Raw genomic sequence first — 17,871 nt, forward strand, 5'->3', positions numbered from 1 at the left:
TTTCTCAGCGTCCGCACCGTTTGCACCCACTGGAAATCGACGACGAGATGTACAAATGGCGACATCTCATTGAAAACTACTTTCAAAAGTTGAAGGAATTCAAACGCATCGCAATGAGGGCAGAGAAAACGGATGCCTCCTATGCCGCGATGATCAACCTGTGCGCAGCCATCATAAACTCACGATGAATGTCCACAGACCCTAAAGCAAAATCCCCTGGTCCAAGATTATTGGACAGATCGTTATCGCCGATTGGGCCGCTTCTGCCGCTAAGGCGGCGATAGGGCCTTGTATGGTCGCAAAGCCACACAATAGCCTCCTCCATCACCCCATCTGTAACCGGCTCTTTGGTGATGGCGAGCACGGGGGGCAGCAGGCGATGGCAGGGGCCACCATAGGGGGCAGCAAATTCTTCCGGGGTGGGCAGGGTGTCAAGGAATTCGCGGCAGAGCTCGTCGCGGGCTCTTTTCCAGGGAAAGTACTCCTTCAAGGTGAAGCGTTTTTCCAACGGTTTCAGCAGCGCACGTTCTTCGGCATCCGTATAGTTGGGCCGATCAAGGCGGGCGTATTCGGTCAACGCTTCCCCCGCATCCCCGGTCAGCCTGGCCCGTGCGGATGCGCCCTCGTCGGCGCGGCGCATCGCCTCTTTCTTGCGCCAGGTGGTCCAGTATTGCCCAGACCAGAGGCGCGCCAGGGCGGTTCCGGGTGCCCGGCGGCCCGGTCGCAGCCGAATGCGCCGTCCAGATCGTCAGGATCCACCCGCCTTACGCTGGTCGGGCCACTGATATCGTCGAAGGTCACCAGCCCCGGTATGCAGTTGCGCGGCACCTCGGTCGGCTCTTTCTGGCGAGGGATGCGGGACAGCCATCGCCCCCGGCTCATGTCCTTGAACCGCTCGGGGGCAGCGCAGTGAAACCGCTCCGCCTCATTGCCCAGAAGTGCAAACAGATAGCGACCGGGGGCGATCTCGACCACTGCAGCCTCGCCACGGACCTTGTAGAACACCTCGTTTCCGATAGGCGGATCTTTGTGAAATGTCGCTTTGATCGCCACCACCGCTGCCCCGGACACCTCGCCCGTTGGTGTGCTGACCAGCAGCGTCAGTTTCTGGCGTCAGTCGTAGTTGGACGTACATCCTGAAAGCGTCAGCATTAGTGAAAGAGCGGCAAGGCGGCGCAACATGGTTCAGGCTTTCCTGCTTATCCGGTGCCCCGCGCCATGGCGGCCACACCGGTGCGGGCGATCTCAAGCAGTCCCAAGGGGCGCATCAGGTCGATGAAGGCGTCGATCTTTTCCGGGGTGCCTGTCAACTCGAACACGAAGCTTTCAAGGGTGGTGTCGACAACGCGGGCGCGGAACACCTCGGATGTGCGCATCGCCTCAACCCGTTTTTCGCCCGAGCCGGTGACCTTGATCAGGGCCAGTTCGCGTTCCACCGCGGGGCCTTCAACGGTCAGATCGTTGACGCTGTGCACCGGCACCAGACGGCCAAGCTGGGCCTTGATCTGTTCGATGATGGCTGGGGTTCCGGTGGTTACGATGGTGATGCGAGAGCGGTGACCGGTGTGATCCACCTCGGCCACGGTCAGGCTGTCGATATTGTAGCCGCGCCCGGAAAACAGACCGATAACGCGGGCCAGCACCCCGGCCTCGTTGTCGACAAGGACGGTCAGCGTGTGGGTTTCCTGAAGATCATCCAGGGGATTTTTCAGGTCATAAGCACTTTTGCGGCTGGCGCCTTTTTTCAGATGCAGGGCGGTCATGTGGTCTCACTTTCGGAAGGTAGTGTGATCATGGTTGCGCAATCGGCGGATTGCAAGCTGTCGAGATGCGTGACATCGGGTTGGTTTTGGCCCAGGACATGGTCGTAAAAGGGGGTGTAGGCAACGGTGAACCAGTCCTGATCCGCTGCAGACATATCCCGAAGGTAGCGGTCACGCTGCGCGGTCAGCGGCTTGGCCTTGCCGCGTTTGCGCACGGCGCGCAGGATGCGGTTCGGATCGCCCTCAATATCCAGATGGGTCAGTATGCGTTTGATCGTGGCTTCGGTATCAAATGCGAGGTCGGGGTAGTTGAGGCACAAGCCACCGGGCTGTTGCAGCCAGCCAAGCAGCATGGGCATTTGCTTGTCGATGGAGGCTTTGGCATCTGCCAGTGTGTGAACCTCGGCAAAGGCACCACCACCGGCCTGGCGTGCCCGCGCACCCGCATCGACGAGGGACAAGGCAACATCGCGGGGGTCGCGCAGCATGATATGCGCTTTGGCTGTACCTTGGCGCAGCTCGCGGCGCGCGGCTTCCTCCGGGGCGTTGTGCAGTTTTGCGGCAATCGGCCCGCCGGTTTGTGTCATCATCTCGGTCAGGCGGTGGATTTGCGGGCGCTTGGTGCCGGGGATGAAAAGGGTATCGCCCTTATCCGGTTCGGGTTGCGGCGCACCGGCCTGTTCAAGCGCGGCGCGGGCGATTTCAAAGCCAAGGGTCGAGCCGCTGCGGGTGATGCCAAAGCTGAACAGGATAAACGTGGCAGGGGGCGTCGCTGCGGTTGCCCGGCGGGAAAGCCAGCGCATTACACGGCCGTTAGCGAGGTTGCAGGCGGCAGGCGACCCGGCGTGTCCGGCCCAAGCAGCAGATCGTAGAACGGCGCATAGCGCTGCACGAACCGCGCGTTATCAGCGGCCCGCATCTGGGTTTTGTGCCGATCACGGATGCCAACATTTTTCTGCGTGAACTCCCGCCGCAGGACATGGGTGGCAATTTTCTGCGGATCGCCCGTGATGCCCAGTTGGCCCAGGATATCGGTCGCCGCAGCTGCGGTGTCAAAGGCCAGCCGGTCGTACTTCATCACCGATACGCCCGGCAACTGCATCCAGGCACTCAGGCTGTCGAGTTGGTTGTCGATCCCGGTCATGGCGTCGTCCAGCGTTACAATCTCGGCAAAGGCGGGGCGGCCCTCCTCGCGCGCTTCGCGTCCATGGTCGAGCATGGATAGGGCCATATCGCGGGGGTCGCGGATCACCGCATGGGCGCGGGCGGCCCCGGATTGGATCATGCCGACCACTGCCGGATCATCGGGACGGGTATGGGTTTTAAGCGCCAGCGGATGGCCAAGGCGCTGTACCTCTGCGTGCAGGGCCTTGGCTTGATCCAGGGTGATATGTTCCACGGCATTGGTGCCGTCCGCAATGAACAGGCCGGGGATGTCAAATTGCGGCTGGTCCATCCCGGCCTGCAAAAGCGCTGTCCGCGCCAGCTGAAACGCCAGCGTAGAGCCGCATTTTGTCATGCCATAGCTGAAAAACACAAATGGCTGCATGGACCAATCCTCAGACCAGAACCGCCCCTTCGGTGTCGATAGCGCCATCTGTTGCGGCGTCGCCCAGCAACATCTCGTTATGGGCCTTGCCCGAGGGGATCATCGGGAAGCAGTTTTCGTGCTTTTCCACCAGACAGTCAAAGATCACCGGGCCGTCATGCTCCAACATTTCCATGATTGCATCGTCCAGCTTTGCCGGGTCCTTGCAGATGATGCCCTTGGCCCCAAAGGCCTCAGCCAGTTTCACGAAATCAGGCAGGGCCTCAGACCAGGAGTGAGAGTACCGCTCTCCATGAAGCAATTCCTGCCACTGGCGGACCATGCCCAGCCGTTCGTTGTTCAGGATGAACTGCTTGACCGGCAGGCGGTATTGCGCGGCGGTGCCCATTTCCTGCATGTTCATCAGGAAACTTGCCTCGCCCGCGACATTGATCACCAGCGCATCCGGATGCGCGATCTGCACCCCGACCGAGGCTGGCAGGCCGTACCCCATCGTGCCCAGCCCGCCCGAGGTCATCCAGCGATGCGGTTCCTCAAAGCCCAGGAATTGCGCGGCCCACATCTGGTGTTGGCCGACCTCGGTCGTGATATAGCGGTCGTGATCCTTGGTCAGCGCTTCAAGGCGTTCCAGCGCGTATTGCGGTTTGATCGTGTCCTTCGATGGCTTGTAGGTAAGGCATTTGACCGCGCGCCATTTTTCGATCTCGGACCACCATTGTTTGACCGCGGCAGATTGGCATTTGCGTCCGCGCGATTTCCAGACCTTCAACAGGTCTTCCAGAACATGGGCGATGTCGCCGACGATCGGCACGTCCACATGAATGTTCTTGTTGATCGAGGAAGGGTCGATATCGATATGCACCTTGAAACTGTCCGGGCTGAATGCATCGGTGCGACCGGTAATCCGGTCATCAAACCGCGCACCGATGCACAGCATCAGATCGCAGTCATGCATGGCCATGTTCGCTTCGTAAGTGCCGTGCATCCCGAGCATCCCCAGCCAGCTATCGCCCGAGGCCGGATAAGCCCCCAATCCCATCAGGGTGGAGGTCACCGGAAACCCGGTCGCTGCCGCCAGTTCCCGCAACAGCTGACTGGCCTGCGGGCCGGAATTGATCACGCCCCCGCCAGTGTAAAGGATCGGGCGTTCGGCCTTTTCCAAAGCCTCAACAGCAAGGGTAATAAGGTCAATGTCGCCCTTGACGGCTGGCTGGTAGTGATTGGTGCGGGCCTTGGCCTTTTCCACATATTCCCCATTGGCGAACTGCACATCCTTGGGAATATCAATCAACACGGGGCCGGGGCGGCCCGAGGTGGCAACATGAAAGGCCTGATGGATGGTCTCACCCAGCTTGTCGGTATCCTTGACCAGCCAGTTATGCTTGGTGCAGGGGCGCGTGATGCCAACGGTGTCGGCCTCCTGAAACGCGTCATTACCTATCATGAAGGTTGGCACCTGACCGGTCAGAACGACCATTGGGATCGAGTCCATCAAGGCGTCCGTCAAGCCGGTGACCGCGTTGGTTGCCCCCGGGCCCGAGGTTACCAGAACAACCCCGGGCTTGCCCGTGGCCCGCGCATAGCCTTCTGCGGCATGGGTGGCACCCTGTTCGTGGCGAACCAGAATATGACGAATGTCATTCTGCTGAAAAATCTCGTCATAGATCGGTAGGACAGCACCACCAGGATAGCCGAATACAGTGTCCACACCCTGATCCTTCAGCGCTTGGACGACGATTTGTGCTCCGGTCATCTGACGTGACATAGTCCTTCTCCGTTTCTCTGTGCCCGTTCGGGCATAAAAAAAGCCCCGGTGGGGGCTCATGCGCGGGTGGTCCGATCTGAAGGTGCTACCTTCGCCGGGGCCCGCGCGTTCCAATAAGTACGACATTGTGTCTCATGGGATTCGGTGATAGCGGGCCAAAAACCCGGGGTCAACCACCTTTGTCTGAATTTTTGTTAGGTTTTTTGATCTGCAAGGTTTTCAAAACTTACGTGACATCGTGTTTCCGTGCAATTTTATGAAAGATATCTTTACCGGCTGGATGTCGATCACAGCGATATTCATTGAACCTTAGTAAGTATGGCGTAGACTTTAACGTATGCGACAGATTCTACAGCCTAGGCCCAGTTATACCCGTGCCGAACGGGTCAGTGATGCCACGATCCATATCATGGGCGTGGTCATGGCCGTCGGGGCTGTCCCCGTCTTGATCGTCATGACGAGTATGTGGCGTGGCGATGCCGCCTCGATCACCGGTGCTGCGATCTATGGTTTCTGCCTAATCGCGATGGTTCTATGCTCCGCATTATATCATATGATCCCCAAGGCGGAGTGGAAGGATATCCTTCAACGTCTGGATCATTCCGCGATCTATTTCAAAATCGCCGGAACCTACACGCCGTTTACCCTGATGTCTGGTCACGGTTTGGTTTTGCTTGCCGGGTTGTGGTCCGCAGCATTTCTGGGGACCGGCCTGCGCGTTATGGCACCTGGACGATATCGTTGGCTTCACTTATTTTTATGCGTGGCGATGGGGTGGGCAGGTCTGTTTGCGGGCTGGTCCATTTTTGCCGCGATGTCCACACCCGTGCTGGGCCTGGTCATGGCGGGCGGAATTACCTACACGGTCGGAACGCTTTTCTATGCTGCCGCCGGTATGCCGTTTCACAACACGATCTGGCATGTCTTTGTGCTGGCGGCGACCATCGTCTTTTTTGTGGCGGTGATGCTGCATGCGGCTGATACATCAACGATGTTGGTCGCGACCGGCTGAGCCTTTTAGGTCGAGTTGGTTAGGCATGCGGATGCGCCGATAGCGGCGCAAGCTTAGAGCCGCACGCACCCGCATTGGTGGAATCACTTAGTGACAGTTCTACCTTCGCCGCGACATTTTTGTTGGATGCCTGATTTTTGGGCAGTCTGCACGATTCCTCACCGCAAAAAATGTGCATTTCTGGCAACGGGGCTATTCCTTAGCGCTGGAACCGGCGCTAAATTGCTTCCGTTTAACATCGCCTGAAAACGGGCAAGACCAATCGGATGGGAGGATATCCATGGATCGTCGTTCTTTTTTGCGTAACTCTACGCTTGGTGGGGCAACTGCAGCAGCCGCCGGGCTTGCGGCCCCAGCTCTTGCGCAGGGCAAGCGCACACTGACCCTTGTGACGACTTGGGGTCGTGGATTGGCTGGTGTGCATGATGCTGCACAACACGTCGCCGATTCGATCACCGCGATGACAGATGGTCAGCTGACCGTCGAACTGAAAGCGGCTGGTTCAGCAAGGAAATCAACGGCCCCGAGGACTTCCAGGGTCTGAAATTCCGCATGCCCGGCATGGGTGGTCAGGCGCTTGGCAAGCTGGGTGCATCGGTTCAGAATCTTCCAGGTGCCGAAGTGTATCAGGCGCTAGCCTCTGGTGCCATCGACGGCACCGAGTGGATTGGCCCCTGGGCAGATGAAAAGGCGGGCTTCCAGGAGATCACCAAGATCTACTACACCGCTGGCTTCCACGAGCCGGGTGCGGCACTGACCCTGGCGACCAACCTGGATGTCTGGGAAAGCCTGACACCGTCCCAGCAGAAAGCCATCGAGGTTGCTTCGGGCGAAGCACACTCCTGGTCTTTGGCACAGTTCCTGAACAACAATGGTGACGCACTGCAACGCCTGCAGTCCGGCGGCGTGAAAATTCTGGAATTCCCTGACAGTGTCTGGGATGCATTCGGCAAGGCGGCATCGGATACACTGGATGAGTACATGGACGACGAACTGTTCAAGAAAATCCGCGCCAGTGTCGAAACCTCGATGAAAGCCTCCTCGGGCTGGATCGAGAAATCCGAAGGTGCTTACCGGACCCAGCGCGACCGCATTCTGGGCTGATCACAACACTGCAAGAACGCCCCCGGGTCACTGATGCGACCCGGGGGTCAATCATGAAATGCGGCAAAACCGCATGATGGGAGGGGGTCGCGATGGCTGACCTTGTCGCCTGGATTATAGGCGAAATGGGCAATGGTTTTATCAGCCTCTGGTGGGCGCTGACCCATCCGTCGGAATGGCTGAGCCTGAGTGATAAATCCGCGATGATCCGCGTGATCTATTATGGTGGATCAACCGCATTTTTCTTTGCGATCCTTGATCTCTTCCTTGTGATTTTCCTGCTGGGTATCATCGTCCGCCCATTCTTATGGGGCGTTGTGCGCGGGCTTGAGGGCTTTGCCAATGCCGTAGGACGGTTTTTTGCTTGGGCCGGGCTGCTGATGGTTTTGCAGCAAATCATGATCATCTTTCTGCAACGTATCTTCCGCGTCGCAGAGATCGAATTTGCCCCCTTCGGCGTGGCGTTTACACGTGATCTGAGTTGGTGGTCCGAGGAACTGAAGCTTTACAATGCCATGATCGTCGCACTGTGCTGCGCCTATACCTTTGTCCAAGGTGGGCATGTGCGGGTTGATCTGTTCTATGCCGGTATGCGGCACCGGGCGAAGAAAGTCGTCGATATGCTGGGATCGCTGCTGTTCATCCTGCCGATGACGGTGATGGTCTGGCTGTTCGGCTGGTATTTCCTGTGGCGTAATCTGGTCAATCCACCGGTCAGTGCCTCCGACACCCTGCAGCGGTTGGAGGCCAAGTCCCGCGCGCTGCGCTGGAACGTGGAAACCATCGGCTTTTCACCCAACGGCTTTGACGCCTATTTCCTGTTCAAGGTTCTGCTGGTTGCGTTCGCCGGCATGATGTTCCTGCAGGCCTGGGCGTTCTTTTTCCGCTCCTATCTTGAGTTTGTTGAGGGCGAGGAAAGTGCGGGCCGGTACCTTGATAAAGACAAGCTTGAAGATGAGACGGCGCAGCGCGTCGCCGAGATTCACTAGGGGCAATATCCATGTTTTTTGGTCTCGACGGCATTGAAGTAGGCCTGGTCATCGTTTTTGCGAGCCTGTTCCTTGGTATCATGTCCGGTTTTCCGGTGGCATTCGCCATCGGTGGATCTGCAATCCTGTCCTTTGGCATCATTGCGATGCTCGACAATGCCGGAATGATCGAAGGGCATGTGATCGACACCTCATCGGCGGCTTATCAGGCGCTTTTGACCGAGGGGATCCCCCGCGATACGATCAGCCATTTCCGATATCCCGAACTGCCGATGATCGCCCAGCCCTTGTTCAGCGGCGGATGGGAGCAGGCACTGGATCGAAACCTTGGGTTTATTGTCAACCGCATGAACGAGCGTGTTCTGGCGGGCCAAAGCATCGAGACGCTGCTGGCGGTGGCGATGTTCGTGCTGATGGGTATCACGCTGGAAAGATCGCGCATCGCCAATGATCTGCTGACGACCATGGCGCGTGTCTTCGGGCCGCTGCCCGGTGGTCTGGCCGTGTCTATCGTTGTTGTTGGCGCGTTTCTGGCGGCCTCAACCGGGATCGTTGGGGCGACGGTTGTGACCATGGGTCTGCTGGCGCTGCCAACCATGTTGCGCAACAACTATTCGCCAGAGTTGTCGACCGGTGTGATTGCGGCCTCTGGCACGTTGGGTCAGATCATTCCGCCCTCTATCGTTATTGTTCTGCTTGGAACGCCGGCGGGCGATATATTTTCGACCGCGCAGGAACAGCGCGCCTCCTCCGTTGGATGTTCGGATGCGTTGACATATCTGGGCGAACCGGCGGTTCTGTCCGTCGGAACTTTGTTTCAGGCCGCGATGCTGCCAGGGCTGATGCTGGCGTTTCTTTATGCCGCCTACGCCTTTGGTTATGCGCTGCTACGTCCGCACCGAGCCCCGCCGATCCCGGCCATGGATGGTACAGTTGCTGGGGCCGGCCGGGCGCACAAGCTGTTCTGGACGCTGCTAATGCCGCTGGCCATCATTGGCGGCGCTTGGGCTATGAACACGGCCAACCTTGCGGGGTCGCAATCCATCGTTGTGTCTTCGGTCTCTGAGCAGGGACAACAGGCGGAACTGCGAACAAATGTGTCCGAGCAGTGCCGCGATGCGATGATTGAACTGCATGGGCAGGAGAAATGGGAGCGCGCGCTTGCCACTCAGGCAGAGATCGACGCTGCGGGCGGTGGACTAAGCCAGGAAGAGCGCACGCTTTCACCTGAACAAATTGAACAGGCCCGGGCTGAAGCGGTCGCCAATGCCGCCCCGATCGGCAATGGTGTTCTGACCATTTTGGTGATTGCTGCGATTGCGATGGCCATCGGTTATGGCGTGTCGCCTGACGAACCACAGGGACCACTTGTTCTGGGGGGCGTCGGGATAGCGATGTCGGTCATGGTCGACATGTTCTCGATCACGCCGCTTGATACGCCGGGAATGGGCTTTGTCAAACTGGCAATCCCCATGGTGCTTGTGTTCATTGGGTTGCGACACGCCGCAAAGCTGATGGGACAGAACGAGCTGTTGCGCGTTGTTTTCCCACCGCTGGTTTTGATCGTCGCCGTACTTGGCTCGATCCTTGGCGGCATCACTAATCCGACCCCCGCAGCTGCGTTGGGGGCTGGCGGCGCGATCATGCTGGCCGCATACCGGCGGCTGCAGGATGACGGAAAGACCGGCAAGGGCGTGATCATTGCGACCCTGGCTATGCTGGTGATGCTGCTGCTTGGGATCAATTTTGATCTGCGGGTCAATCTGGAAACCGTCACTGCAGAAAACTGGATTGCCTTTGTGGCGGCGATGATCGCCTATTCGGTGGCCATGCTGGGCCTGGTCTGGGCGTGCTGGGTGCTGTTCGAAGGCCGGGTTCTGTCCCCGGTTGTGCGCGAAACGGCAAAGGTGACCTCGATGGTTTTTGCCATCCTGATCGGCAGCCAGATGCTGAACCTTGTGATCATCTCCTTCGGAGGGGAACACTATATCCAGCAGTTCCTGCGGTCTTTTGACAGCGAGACCAAGATCTTCCTGATCGTAATGCTGGTACTGTTCGTACTGGGCTTCGTTCTGGATTTCCTGGAGATCATCTACATTGTTGTGCCCATTGTCGGTCCAGTTATCTATGGCGGCACGATGGATCCGAAATGGGTGACGATCATGATCGCGGTCAACCTGCAGACCAGTTTCCTTACGCCGCCCTTCGGCTTTGCCTTGTTCTACCTGCGCGGGGTTGCCCCGCCCGAGGTCACCACATGGCATATCTACCGTGGCGTGATACCTTTCGTGCTGATCCAGGTATTCGGGCTGGCCTTGCTATGGTGGGTTCCAAGTATTGTGACCTTTATACCGGAGTTGCTGAAACTGAACTAAGTCTAGTTCGCAAGGTCTGTCTTGTTGCTGATAGGTGAAGCGATTTGTTGTTTTCCACTGACTGTCAGCGTAGTAGCTTGACGGGCGGTTAGGCATCGCGTTTTGAAATCGTGACCAGGGACATCAGCGGTTTGCACTGTATTTTACATATCGGCACCAGAAAAACAGGCTCTACTTCGATACAGAAGTATTTGCGGAAGAATATTCGGGAATTGCGGGCCCAGAGCATAATGGTGCCGTCCCAGATTGCCGAGAACGGGTTTCAGCTGTCGGTTTCAGCCGATCCACTGATGAAGCTGTGGTTTTACCTGTCACGCGAAAATATAAAGACGCAGGATGATCTGAAACGTCTGCAGGACCGAACCAAAGCGGATCTTGAGAAAGAGATCGAACGGGTCAAACCAAACACGGTGATCCTGTCGAGTGAGGATTTTAGTTTCTTCACCGACGAACGGCAGACGAATTTTACCCGTTCTTTCTTTAATCAGTTCGATACCTATTCCGTCGTGGTTTATCTGCGGCGGCAGGATCGTTATGTGGTCAGCGATATATCCACAGGGCTTTTGAACGGTGGATAGCGGTCCTTTACCCTGAACGATGACCCAGGTGCGCTGGATCACCTGAACTATGAATTGCTGATCGATGCCTGGGCGAATGTGTTCGGGCGCGAAGCAATGAATATCCGCATCTTTGAGCCTGAGTACTTGATCGAAGGTGATCTGCTTGCCGACTTTTGTGCCCTTGCAGGGATTGACCGGGCCGGCCTGACCTCCCCGGATATCGAGAACCCCTCTGTCACAGCTGTGGCGCAGAGCTTTCTTCGGGTGGCCAATCAAAAGCTGCCCAGTATTTTGCCCGGTGGCGATTTCAATCATGCCCGCGGTCCGCTGAACATGGCGTTGATCAAGCACTTTTCGGGGCGACCGCCCCTGCCTGCGCGTCGAGAGGCAGAGCATTTTTATGACTACTTCCGTGCGTCAAACGAGCGTTTGCGCGCCCGTTATCTGCCGGGTACGGAGGCCCCGCTTTTCGCAGAGGATTTCTCGACTTATCCTGAAACCTCTGAAGAGCAGCAGTTGAGCTTTGAAGATGGGGCCAATCTTGCGGTCACCCTGTGGAGCGAAGCCCAGGGTGAAATCGCGCGGCTGAAAGAAGAGCTCGCTAAGGCAAAGCGGGTCGCGAAAGCCCCCGAAGTCTGATCAGTCTTCAGCCTCGGGCAGGTAAATTGCGGCGACCTGCTCGGCAATGGGATCGTTGTCCAGTGGGTGGGAGGTCAGATCAGCCTGATCTATATCTTCCAGCCGGGTCCAGCTGCCGCGTCGAAAAATCTCCAGCGGGCGAAAGCGGGCCTTGTAGTCCATTTTCGGTGATCCGGGCACCCAATAGCCGAGATACACGTATTTAAGACCGGCCTGACGGGCAATGTCGATGTGGTCTAGGATCAGATAGGTGCCTAGCGATTGCGGCGCGCATTCGGGCTCGAAAAAGGAATAGACCATCGACAGTCCATCCTCCAGCAGGTCGGTCAGGCAGACGGCTGTCAGGCTCTGATCGCCTTCTGCCGGGTCATGATATTCGACAACACGGCTGCGCACCGGCGTTTCTTCGACCATGGCCGCGAATTCATAGACGTCCATGTCGGCCATGCCGCCATCCGAATGGCGGCTGGCAAGATATCGCCGAAACAGATCGTACTGGTCCTCGCTGGCCCAGGGTGTCTTGGCATCGCGTTGCAGATAGGCGTTCCGCTTCAGCACCCGTCGCTGGGATTTGCCGGGCGCAAAGTCATCGACCACAATCCGCGCAGACAAACAAAGCGAACACTCCGTGCAGGACGGGCGGTAGACCACATTCTGCGACCGACGAAACCCTTGCTGCGACAAGGCGTTGCTTAGCTTGTCAGCACCATTGCCTTGCAGTGCAGTGAACAGCTTACGCTCTACCCGCCCGTCAAGATAGGGGCAGGGTTGCGGGGATGTCACATAGAACTGCGGCGTTTTCGGAAGGCTGTGATGCATGCCAGACTGAACAAACTGTAAAGGGTCCGGGCAGGCTAGCAACACATGCGGGAGGCTGGCAATCCCTATTGCAAAGGACGGTTTATAACGACACTGCCCAGCATCAGGTCAGGCAGGCCTTGATGGTGCGCTGTTTTCAGGATCAGAGCACCGTGCAGCATCGCACCAAGGACCGAGACAAGGGCCATCATGAAGACAAGGCTGTGAAAGGCCGCTTGTCCATGACCAAGCTGCAGCCCGTCATGACCGCAAAACTCGACCCCAACAAAACACATGCCAGGTGTGGCGGACATTCTGGTCAAACTGATCCAGTGATAGATGAAGCCGGTTGTCAGCATGGTGCTGATCAGCTGCGCAAAGCCGAAAGCGTTGGTAATAAGACCGATAGCAAGCGTAAGCACACCGCTGATGATCAGAATAACGACGCTGTCGATCAGCCATGCGGTAAATCGCTTGGTGGGGATCACATCGTAGAATTGCGGGTCCCGAACCGGGTCCGGCAAAGGCGATTGACCTTGTTGAGAAGGGTGTTTGCGCATCCGGCATTACTGCAGGGTTGCGGCGGGCCATGTCAAGAATGGCCCGCCGCGTCAGCCAGCCGTATCAGGCAGGCATGTCGATGGCGTCGTCGCGCTGGCGTTTGCGGTCGCTCATGAACTGATCAAACTCGGCCTGATCTTTCGCCTTGCGCAACCGTTCCAGGAAGCCGTGAAAGGCGGATTGTTCGTCCTCCAGCCGCTTCAGGGTCTCGTCGCGATAGGAATCAAAGGCGGCATTGCCAGAGGACCCCAAACGACGAGGCGTGCGGTTTCGGAATTTATGTGAACAGGACATTCGGTCGCTCCATAGCATGTAGAAAAGAAGGGCGAGGCCAACGGGCCACAGGAAGATAAAGCCAAGGACCATGGCGGCGATCCAGGCACCTTTACCACGGGCATCCAGCCACGCCTCGGCTTCGCGCAGCCAGTGGATCAATGTGGACATGTGGGTACTCCTTTTGGTCAGAATGTGAATGTTATTTACATTAACATAGCTGGCGTGTCTATCGTTGAATGTCAAGTCAGTTGGACAAGTTTTTTGTCAGGGGGAACTGCGTCCTGCAGTCATGCCGCTTAGTCAGCAAGCGTCGCCTGCTGTCGCGCGGGATCGTTTTCCACGTATTTTCGGTCAGTGCATGTCGGTGTGAGCCAGTTCAGCAAGGTTGCACAGCTTTTCCACAAACTGAGCAATCGCTTCTTCGGATGATGGTGACCTCGATAGTCCCATATCAACGTAGAGGCAGTTCTTTATGAATTTTGAGAACTTGTATCGGTCAGCCGAGGCAAGTACCAACTCGGCCGTATGTGGTATGTAGCTGCGGTATTCATCATCAATGCCGGTCGCGCACTCTGATAGGCCAATCGGATCAAATTGATCCCAAAGCAACTGGCATTCGGCATGCAATCCTTCTTTTTCGAACTTTTTCATACCTAGCTTTGTAGATGAACAGGGGGATAACAGGCAAGTGAGCCTTCGACGGAGTGGGTGTTTCAATGAACCTTTCAAAACGCAGGTAACTTTTGCGTCAAAGGTGCTGCTTGGCGCTGGAGCCTTCTAAAGCGTTTCGGGATAAACCTGAGACAAAAGATTATCCTGAAACGCAGTGATAAGCCTATATGGTGTACGCGTTTCGATTTTATGTGATGTCTCAAGGTAAACTCGAAACGCTTTAGGTGACGCGGGAGTTGTTTCCCAAACGCCTTATGCGCCGGCATCTTTCTCGATCAGCCCCAGACCGCGCAGATAGATGCCGGTGCCGCTTTCCAGCAAATCCTCGGGCGAGAATGGGCTTTTGGTGCCGGGGGTCCCGCGGGCAAACAGCTCAACCACGCCATGGCTGAGCGCCCAGATGTGCTGCGACACCATCGATGCGGGCGGGCGTTGGTCTGCGGGAATGTGCTGCAACAGGTCGCCTGCCGCCTTGGTCAGGACACCAAAAGCCCGGTCCGAGGCGGCCTTCAGCTCGCTATCACCGGCAATCGACAGTCCACTTTCGAACATCGTGATGTAAGCGCCCGGGAACTTGCGGGCAAAGGCCAGATAGGCGCGACCAGTGGCCGAAAATGCCTCCATCGGGGAGGGCTGGCCTTTCTGATAGGCGTGTTCCATCAGGTCGGCAAAAATCTTGAAACCTTGCAACGCGCATTCCTGGATCAGGTCTTCGCGTCCCTTGAAATGGCGATAGGGGGCGGCGGCAGATACGCCTGCGGCACGGGCGGCCTCGGCGAGCGTAAAACCCAGCGGGCCCTTTTCCACGACCAGCTCAAGTGTGGCGTCAACAAGGGCCTGCTTCAGGTTGCCGTGATGATAGCTTTTGCGATTGGCCATAGGCGCGGCTTAGCCGCAAAGCGTAGGGCAGGGCAAGCGGATCACTTGAACCCCATCGCTTTCGGACTGCCGCAGATCTTGCGATCAGGCCGCCGGATATCCGCATCCGGAATGTCCAATTGGCTGAGGACCGCACGGATCGCCGCCAGACGCGCGCGTTTCTTGTCGTCGGAGCGCACGACGGTCCATGGTGCGGTGCGGGTGTGAGTCTTGCGAAATGTCTCTGCGATGGCCCGCGAATAGGCATCCCATTTTGACAGCCCGTCCACGTCAATGCCCGAAAGCTTCCAGTGCTTCAAAGGCGCGCTTTCGCGTTTGAGGAAACGGCGCAGTTGCTCGGCCCGCCCGACATTCAGCCAGATTTTGAACAGGTGGATGCCTTCATTCATCAGCATCTCTTCGAATTTCGGCACCTGCTGAAAGAAAAGCTGCCGCTCTGCCTTGTCGCAAAAGCCAAAGACATGCTCTATCACCGCACGATTGTACCAGGAGCGGTCGAAGAACACGATTTCGCCCGCAGTTGGCAGATGCCTTATGTAGCGCTGGAAGTACCATTCCCCCCGCTCGGCCTCATTCGGTTTTGACAGGGCCACGACCCGTGCCGCACGCGGGTTCAGGTTTTCGCGAAATCGCTTGATTGTGCCGCCCTTGCCAGCCGCGTCGCGGCCCTCAAACACCACAGCGACACGTGCGCCGGTCGCGCGGGCCCAGCTTTGCGCGCGCACCAGTTCGATCTGCAGTGCCGCCATTTGTTTTTCATAATCCTTGGTCGCCATCTCTTCGCGGTAGGGATAGCCGGGGTCCAGTATGTCGTTCTTGTCGGCCTTTTCGATCGCGCGCCGGATGGTTTTGGGCGCGCTTTCTTCAAAGAAACGACTGATCGCCCCGTCGAAGGGTTTGGGAAATTCCATGGTCATCTTACCCCTTTCTGTTGGCTGTCAGGCGGTTCAGTGCCGCCAGAACCTCATTTGGTCGGGCATGGTGGGGCATGTGGCCGATGCCGTCCAGTACTGTCAGGTGAGCATTGGGCAGGCGTTGCGCAAACGGCTCGGAATGGATCGACAGGCCAACGGTCGTGTCGGCATCGCCGTGCAGCAGTTCAATCGGCATGGTCAGGCTGTCATAGCGCGGCACCATGGCGCGGATATGCGGCTTTAGCGTGGCGATATCTGTGGCGTTGGCCTGCTGTGTTGCGGGCCTAAGGACCAGTCTTGCCTCGATCCGGTTGGCGTAGTCGGGCGGCGGCGTTTGCGGGGCAAACACGTCGTCGATTGCAGCGTCAATCATGCTTTGCGGCACAGTGGCGGCGGCCAGGTGGGTTGCCAGCTGGCCTAGAACTGGCGTTGAGGCCAGCCGCCGGTTGCGCAAGGATGGCGGTCCATCCCAGACATGGCTGGGGGCGGCCAGAAGCATAAGGCCGGGCACGACCTCGGGCGCGTCAAGTGCCCAGGCCAGCGCCACTGCGCCGCCGTAGGAATGGCCGATCAGAATCGGTGCATCGAACCCCAGTTGCGTCTCTGCCCGGCGCATCAGCCTGGCCTGAACGAAGGGGTTTGAACCATCTTGCGGTGCGCGGTCTGAATAGCCCAGGCCGGGGCGGTCGATCAGCAGCAGCCGGTGATTTTCGGCAATCGCCTGGGCAGGCCCAACGATCCAGTCCAGAATATTGCCCGAGGCCCCATGAATGGCGAGCACTTGCGGGCCGTCCTTCCCAAGAATGCGGTAATGCAGACGGGTGCCGTCAACCTCGACAAACTTGCCCGAGGGCTGCAGGTCGCTGAAGCGGGTTGAGTTGCGCGCCGCAACGGCCGCAACCCCGGCCATAAGGGTGGCCCCGCCAAAGATCAGTTTGCGGCGGCTAAAGCGTTTCGGGATAAACCTGAGACAAAAGATTATCCTGAAACGCAGTGATAAGCCTATATGGTGTACGCGTTTCGATTTTATGTGATGTCTCAAGGTAAACTCGAAACGCTTTAACCACGCCCAATCTCGGACATATCAAACTTTGTGGTCTGATAGATTTCATTGATCCAGTTGCCGTACAGAAGATGCCCGTGGCTGCGCCAGCGGTTTTCGGGCGGGCGGGACGGATCGTTCTGAGGGTAGTAGTTCACGGGCAGGCTGATTTCCCCGCCTTCTGAAATATCCCGGTCATACTCTGCCTTCAGCGTATCGCTGTCATATTCCAGATGGTTGAACATATAGAGGGCGCGGTGCGGCGCATCCTCTACCAGACAGGCACCAACTTCGTCCGAGGCCATCAGCATCACCAGATCGTCGCTGGCGTCGATATCTTCCTGCCGCATCTGGGTCCAGCGGCTGACCGGCACGACAAAGTCATCCGAAAAGCCGCGCAGATAGGGCGAGGCCGGGGCCAGATTGCGGTGGCGATAGCAGCCAAAGGCTTTCGCGGGCAGGTCATCTTTGTGCACGCCATGGAAATGGTTCATCATTGCCATGCCGCCCCAGCACACGCCCATCGTGTGGTGAACATTGGTCTGGGTCCAGTCGAAGATCTGGCGCAATTCATCGTAATAGGTGACGCCTTCGAAATCGAGATGCTCGACCGGTGCGCCAGTGATGACCAGCCCATCGAACTTGCGCGACCGGGCGTCCTCAAACGGCTGATAAAACGCCTCCATATGTGCAACCGAGGTGTTGCGGCTTTGATGGTCGGACATCTTGATCAGGGTCAGGTCGATCTGCAAGGGGGTGGCCCCGATGACCCGGGCGAACTGGGTTTCCGTTTCGGCCTTTTTAGGCATCAGGTTCAGCAGGCCGATTTGCAACGGGCGGATATCCTGCCGGGCCGCGCGCTCGTCTCCCATTACCATGACCCCTTCGCGCGTCAGAACGTCAAAGGCGGGCAGGGTCTCGGGCAGTTTGATCGGCATGGATGATATCCTTTGCAAGGGTAGCAGGCAGATAG

General features: G+C 57.7%; 20 protein-coding genes and 1 pseudogene. 7 read left to right on the forward strand and 14 right to left on the reverse strand.

All coding sequences use genetic code 11. The features are described from left to right. A partial coding sequence (locus ACW9UQ_RS02045; protein WP_458929327.1) for a transposase occupies nt 1-188 on the forward strand: 188 nt, incomplete at its 5' end. On the opposite strand, the gene ACW9UQ_RS02050 is transcribed toward ACW9UQ_RS02045, so the two are convergent. The 6 genes from ACW9UQ_RS02050 to ACW9UQ_RS02075 form a co-directional block, all read right to left on the reverse strand. Beyond that, nucleotides 140-577 (reverse strand): hypothetical protein, encoded by a 438-nt coding sequence (locus ACW9UQ_RS02050; RefSeq protein ID WP_458929328.1) that lies wholly within the window; start codon nt 575-577, stop codon nt 140-142. The two genes, ACW9UQ_RS02045 and ACW9UQ_RS02050, sit on opposite strands and share 49 nt — an antisense overlap. A gap of 20 nt (nt 578-597) precedes the next feature. Continuing rightward, nucleotides 598-1,053 carry a hypothetical protein gene (locus ACW9UQ_RS02055; RefSeq protein ID WP_458929329.1) on the reverse strand — a complete coding sequence of 152 codons (456 nt, stop codon included), beginning with the start codon at nt 1,051-1,053 and terminating at the stop codon, nt 598-600. 146 nt (nt 1,054-1,199) lie between these two features. Beyond that, a complete protein-coding gene (gene ilvN / locus ACW9UQ_RS02060) occupies nt 1,200-1,763 on the reverse strand; it encodes an acetolactate synthase small subunit (protein ID WP_458929330.1) in 564 nt (187 codons plus the stop codon). Beyond that, nucleotides 1,760-2,566: a hypothetical protein gene (locus ACW9UQ_RS02065; RefSeq protein ID WP_458929331.1), complete on the reverse strand. Its 807-nt coding sequence runs from the start codon at nt 2,564-2,566 to the stop codon at nt 1,760-1,762. The genes ilvN and ACW9UQ_RS02065 overlap by 4 nt, the downstream gene beginning before the upstream one ends. Next, nucleotides 2,566-3,312: a sulfotransferase domain-containing protein gene (locus tag ACW9UQ_RS02070; protein ID WP_458929332.1), complete on the reverse strand. Its 747-nt coding sequence runs from the start codon at nt 3,310-3,312 to the stop codon at nt 2,566-2,568. The genes ACW9UQ_RS02065 and ACW9UQ_RS02070 overlap by 1 nt, the downstream gene beginning before the upstream one ends. Nucleotides 3,313-3,322: 10 nt before the next feature. Continuing rightward, nucleotides 3,323-5,077: an acetolactate synthase 3 large subunit gene (locus ACW9UQ_RS02075; RefSeq protein WP_458929333.1), complete on the reverse strand. Its 1,755-nt coding sequence runs from the start codon at nt 5,075-5,077 to the stop codon at nt 3,323-3,325. 337 nt (nt 5,078-5,414) lie between these two features. Between ACW9UQ_RS02075 and trhA the strand changes: the two genes are divergently transcribed. The 6 genes and pseudogenes from trhA to ACW9UQ_RS02105 all read left to right on the forward strand — a co-directional run bounded on the left by trhA (nt 5,415) and on the right by ACW9UQ_RS02105 (nt 11,756). Then, nucleotides 5,415-6,089 carry a PAQR family membrane homeostasis protein TrhA gene (trhA, locus tag ACW9UQ_RS02080; protein ID WP_458929334.1) on the forward strand — a complete coding sequence of 225 codons (675 nt, stop codon included), beginning with the start codon at nt 5,415-5,417 and terminating at the stop codon, nt 6,087-6,089. Nucleotides 6,090-6,369: 280 nt separating this feature from the next. Beyond that, a pseudogene (locus tag ACW9UQ_RS02085) lies at nt 6,370-7,193 on the forward strand (TRAP transporter substrate-binding protein). 92 nt (nt 7,194-7,285) lie between these two features. Next, on the forward strand, nt 7,286-8,182 hold the full coding sequence (locus ACW9UQ_RS02090; protein WP_458929335.1) for a TRAP transporter small permease subunit: 897 nt from the start codon (nt 7,286-7,288) through the stop codon (nt 8,180-8,182). Between the two features lie 11 nt (nt 8,183-8,193). Then, nucleotides 8,194-10,557, forward strand: a complete 2,364-nt coding sequence (locus ACW9UQ_RS02095; protein ID WP_458929336.1) for a TRAP transporter large permease — start codon at nt 8,194-8,196, stop codon at nt 10,555-10,557. 233 nt (nt 10,558-10,790) lie between these two features. Further along, nucleotides 10,791-11,135 carry a hypothetical protein gene (locus tag ACW9UQ_RS02100; RefSeq protein WP_458929337.1) on the forward strand — a complete coding sequence of 115 codons (345 nt, stop codon included), beginning with the start codon at nt 10,791-10,793 and terminating at the stop codon, nt 11,133-11,135. A 54-nt stretch (nt 11,136-11,189) separates the two neighbouring features. Next, a complete protein-coding gene (locus ACW9UQ_RS02105; RefSeq protein WP_458929338.1) occupies nt 11,190-11,756 on the forward strand; it encodes a hypothetical protein in 567 nt (188 codons plus the stop codon). On the opposite strand, the gene ACW9UQ_RS02110 is transcribed toward ACW9UQ_RS02105, so the two are convergent. The 8 genes from ACW9UQ_RS02110 to ACW9UQ_RS02145 all read right to left on the reverse strand — a co-directional run bounded on the left by ACW9UQ_RS02110 (nt 11,757) and on the right by ACW9UQ_RS02145 (nt 17,836). Further along, nucleotides 11,757-12,575, reverse strand: coding sequence for an arginyltransferase (locus ACW9UQ_RS02110; RefSeq protein WP_458929339.1), 819 nt, complete (start codon nt 12,573-12,575; stop codon nt 11,757-11,759). Nucleotides 12,576-12,640: 65 nt separating this feature from the next. Further along, nucleotides 12,641-13,114 (reverse strand): RDD family protein, encoded by a 474-nt coding sequence (locus ACW9UQ_RS02115; protein WP_458929340.1) that lies wholly within the window; start codon nt 13,112-13,114, stop codon nt 12,641-12,643. A 64-nt stretch (nt 13,115-13,178) separates the two neighbouring features. Continuing rightward, on the reverse strand, nt 13,179-13,559 hold the full coding sequence (locus ACW9UQ_RS02120; protein ID WP_458929341.1) for a DUF2852 domain-containing protein: 381 nt from the start codon (nt 13,557-13,559) through the stop codon (nt 13,179-13,181). 183 nt (nt 13,560-13,742) lie between these two features. Beyond that, complete coding sequence (locus ACW9UQ_RS02125; RefSeq protein WP_458929342.1) at nt 13,743-14,042, reverse strand: hypothetical protein; 300 nt, start codon at nt 14,040-14,042, stop codon at nt 13,743-13,745. Nucleotides 14,043-14,315: 273 nt separating this feature from the next. After that, nucleotides 14,316-14,942 carry a TetR/AcrR family transcriptional regulator gene (locus tag ACW9UQ_RS02130; RefSeq protein ID WP_458929343.1) on the reverse strand — a complete coding sequence of 209 codons (627 nt, stop codon included), beginning with the start codon at nt 14,940-14,942 and terminating at the stop codon, nt 14,316-14,318. 41 nt (nt 14,943-14,983) lie between these two features. Further along, entirely contained in the window at nt 14,984-15,859 is an 876-nt protein-coding gene (gene ppk2, locus ACW9UQ_RS02135) for a polyphosphate kinase 2 (protein WP_458929344.1), read from the reverse strand. Nucleotide 15,860: 1 nt separating this feature from the next. After that, complete coding sequence (locus tag ACW9UQ_RS02140; RefSeq protein ID WP_458929345.1) at nt 15,861-16,766, reverse strand: alpha/beta fold hydrolase; 906 nt, start codon at nt 16,764-16,766, stop codon at nt 15,861-15,863. A 149-nt stretch (nt 16,767-16,915) separates the two neighbouring features. Next, nucleotides 16,916-17,836 carry a homoserine O-succinyltransferase gene (locus tag ACW9UQ_RS02145; RefSeq protein ID WP_458929346.1) on the reverse strand — a complete coding sequence of 307 codons (921 nt, stop codon included), beginning with the start codon at nt 17,834-17,836 and terminating at the stop codon, nt 16,916-16,918. Nucleotides 17,837-17,871: the final 35 nt, after the last annotated feature.

This window comes from Halovulum sp. GXIMD14793 (assembly GCF_054457435.1).

Coding starts and splice junctions, on each gene's coding strand:
- ilvN (WP_458929330.1), bottom strand. CDS start 1,763: ATGACCGCCCTGCATCTGAAAAAAGGCGCCAGCCGCAAAAGTGCTTAT.
- ACW9UQ_RS02065 (WP_458929331.1), bottom strand. CDS start 2,566: ATGCGCTGGCTTTCCCGCCGGGCAACCGCAGCGACGCCCCCTGCCACG.
- ACW9UQ_RS02070 (WP_458929332.1), bottom strand. CDS start 3,312: ATGCAGCCATTTGTGTTTTTCAGCTATGGCATGACAAAATGCGGCTCT.
- ACW9UQ_RS02075 (WP_458929333.1), bottom strand. CDS start 5,077: ATGTCACGTCAGATGACCGGAGCACAAATCGTCGTCCAAGCGCTGAAG.
- trhA (WP_458929334.1), top strand. CDS start 5,415: ATGCGACAGATTCTACAGCCTAGGCCCAGTTATACCCGTGCCGAACGG.
- ACW9UQ_RS02090 (WP_458929335.1), top strand. CDS start 7,286: ATGGCTGACCTTGTCGCCTGGATTATAGGCGAAATGGGCAATGGTTTT.
- ACW9UQ_RS02095 (WP_458929336.1), top strand. CDS start 8,194: ATGTTTTTTGGTCTCGACGGCATTGAAGTAGGCCTGGTCATCGTTTTT.
- ACW9UQ_RS02110 (WP_458929339.1), bottom strand. CDS start 12,575: ATGCATCACAGCCTTCCGAAAACGCCGCAGTTCTATGTGACATCCCCG.
- ACW9UQ_RS02115 (WP_458929340.1), bottom strand. CDS start 13,114: ATGCGCAAACACCCTTCTCAACAAGGTCAATCGCCTTTGCCGGACCCG.
- ACW9UQ_RS02120 (WP_458929341.1), bottom strand. CDS start 13,559: ATGTCCACATTGATCCACTGGCTGCGCGAAGCCGAGGCGTGGCTGGAT.
- ACW9UQ_RS02125 (WP_458929342.1), bottom strand. CDS start 14,042: ATGAAAAAGTTCGAAAAAGAAGGATTGCATGCCGAATGCCAGTTGCTT.
- ACW9UQ_RS02130 (WP_458929343.1), bottom strand. CDS start 14,942: ATGGCCAATCGCAAAAGCTATCATCACGGCAACCTGAAGCAGGCCCTT.
- ppk2 (WP_458929344.1), bottom strand. CDS start 15,859: ATGACCATGGAATTTCCCAAACCCTTCGACGGGGCGATCAGTCGTTTC.
- ACW9UQ_RS02140 (WP_458929345.1), bottom strand. CDS start 16,766: ATGGCCGGGGTTGCGGCCGTTGCGGCGCGCAACTCAACCCGCTTCAGC.
- ACW9UQ_RS02145 (WP_458929346.1), bottom strand. CDS start 17,836: ATGCCGATCAAACTGCCCGAGACCCTGCCCGCCTTTGACGTTCTGACG.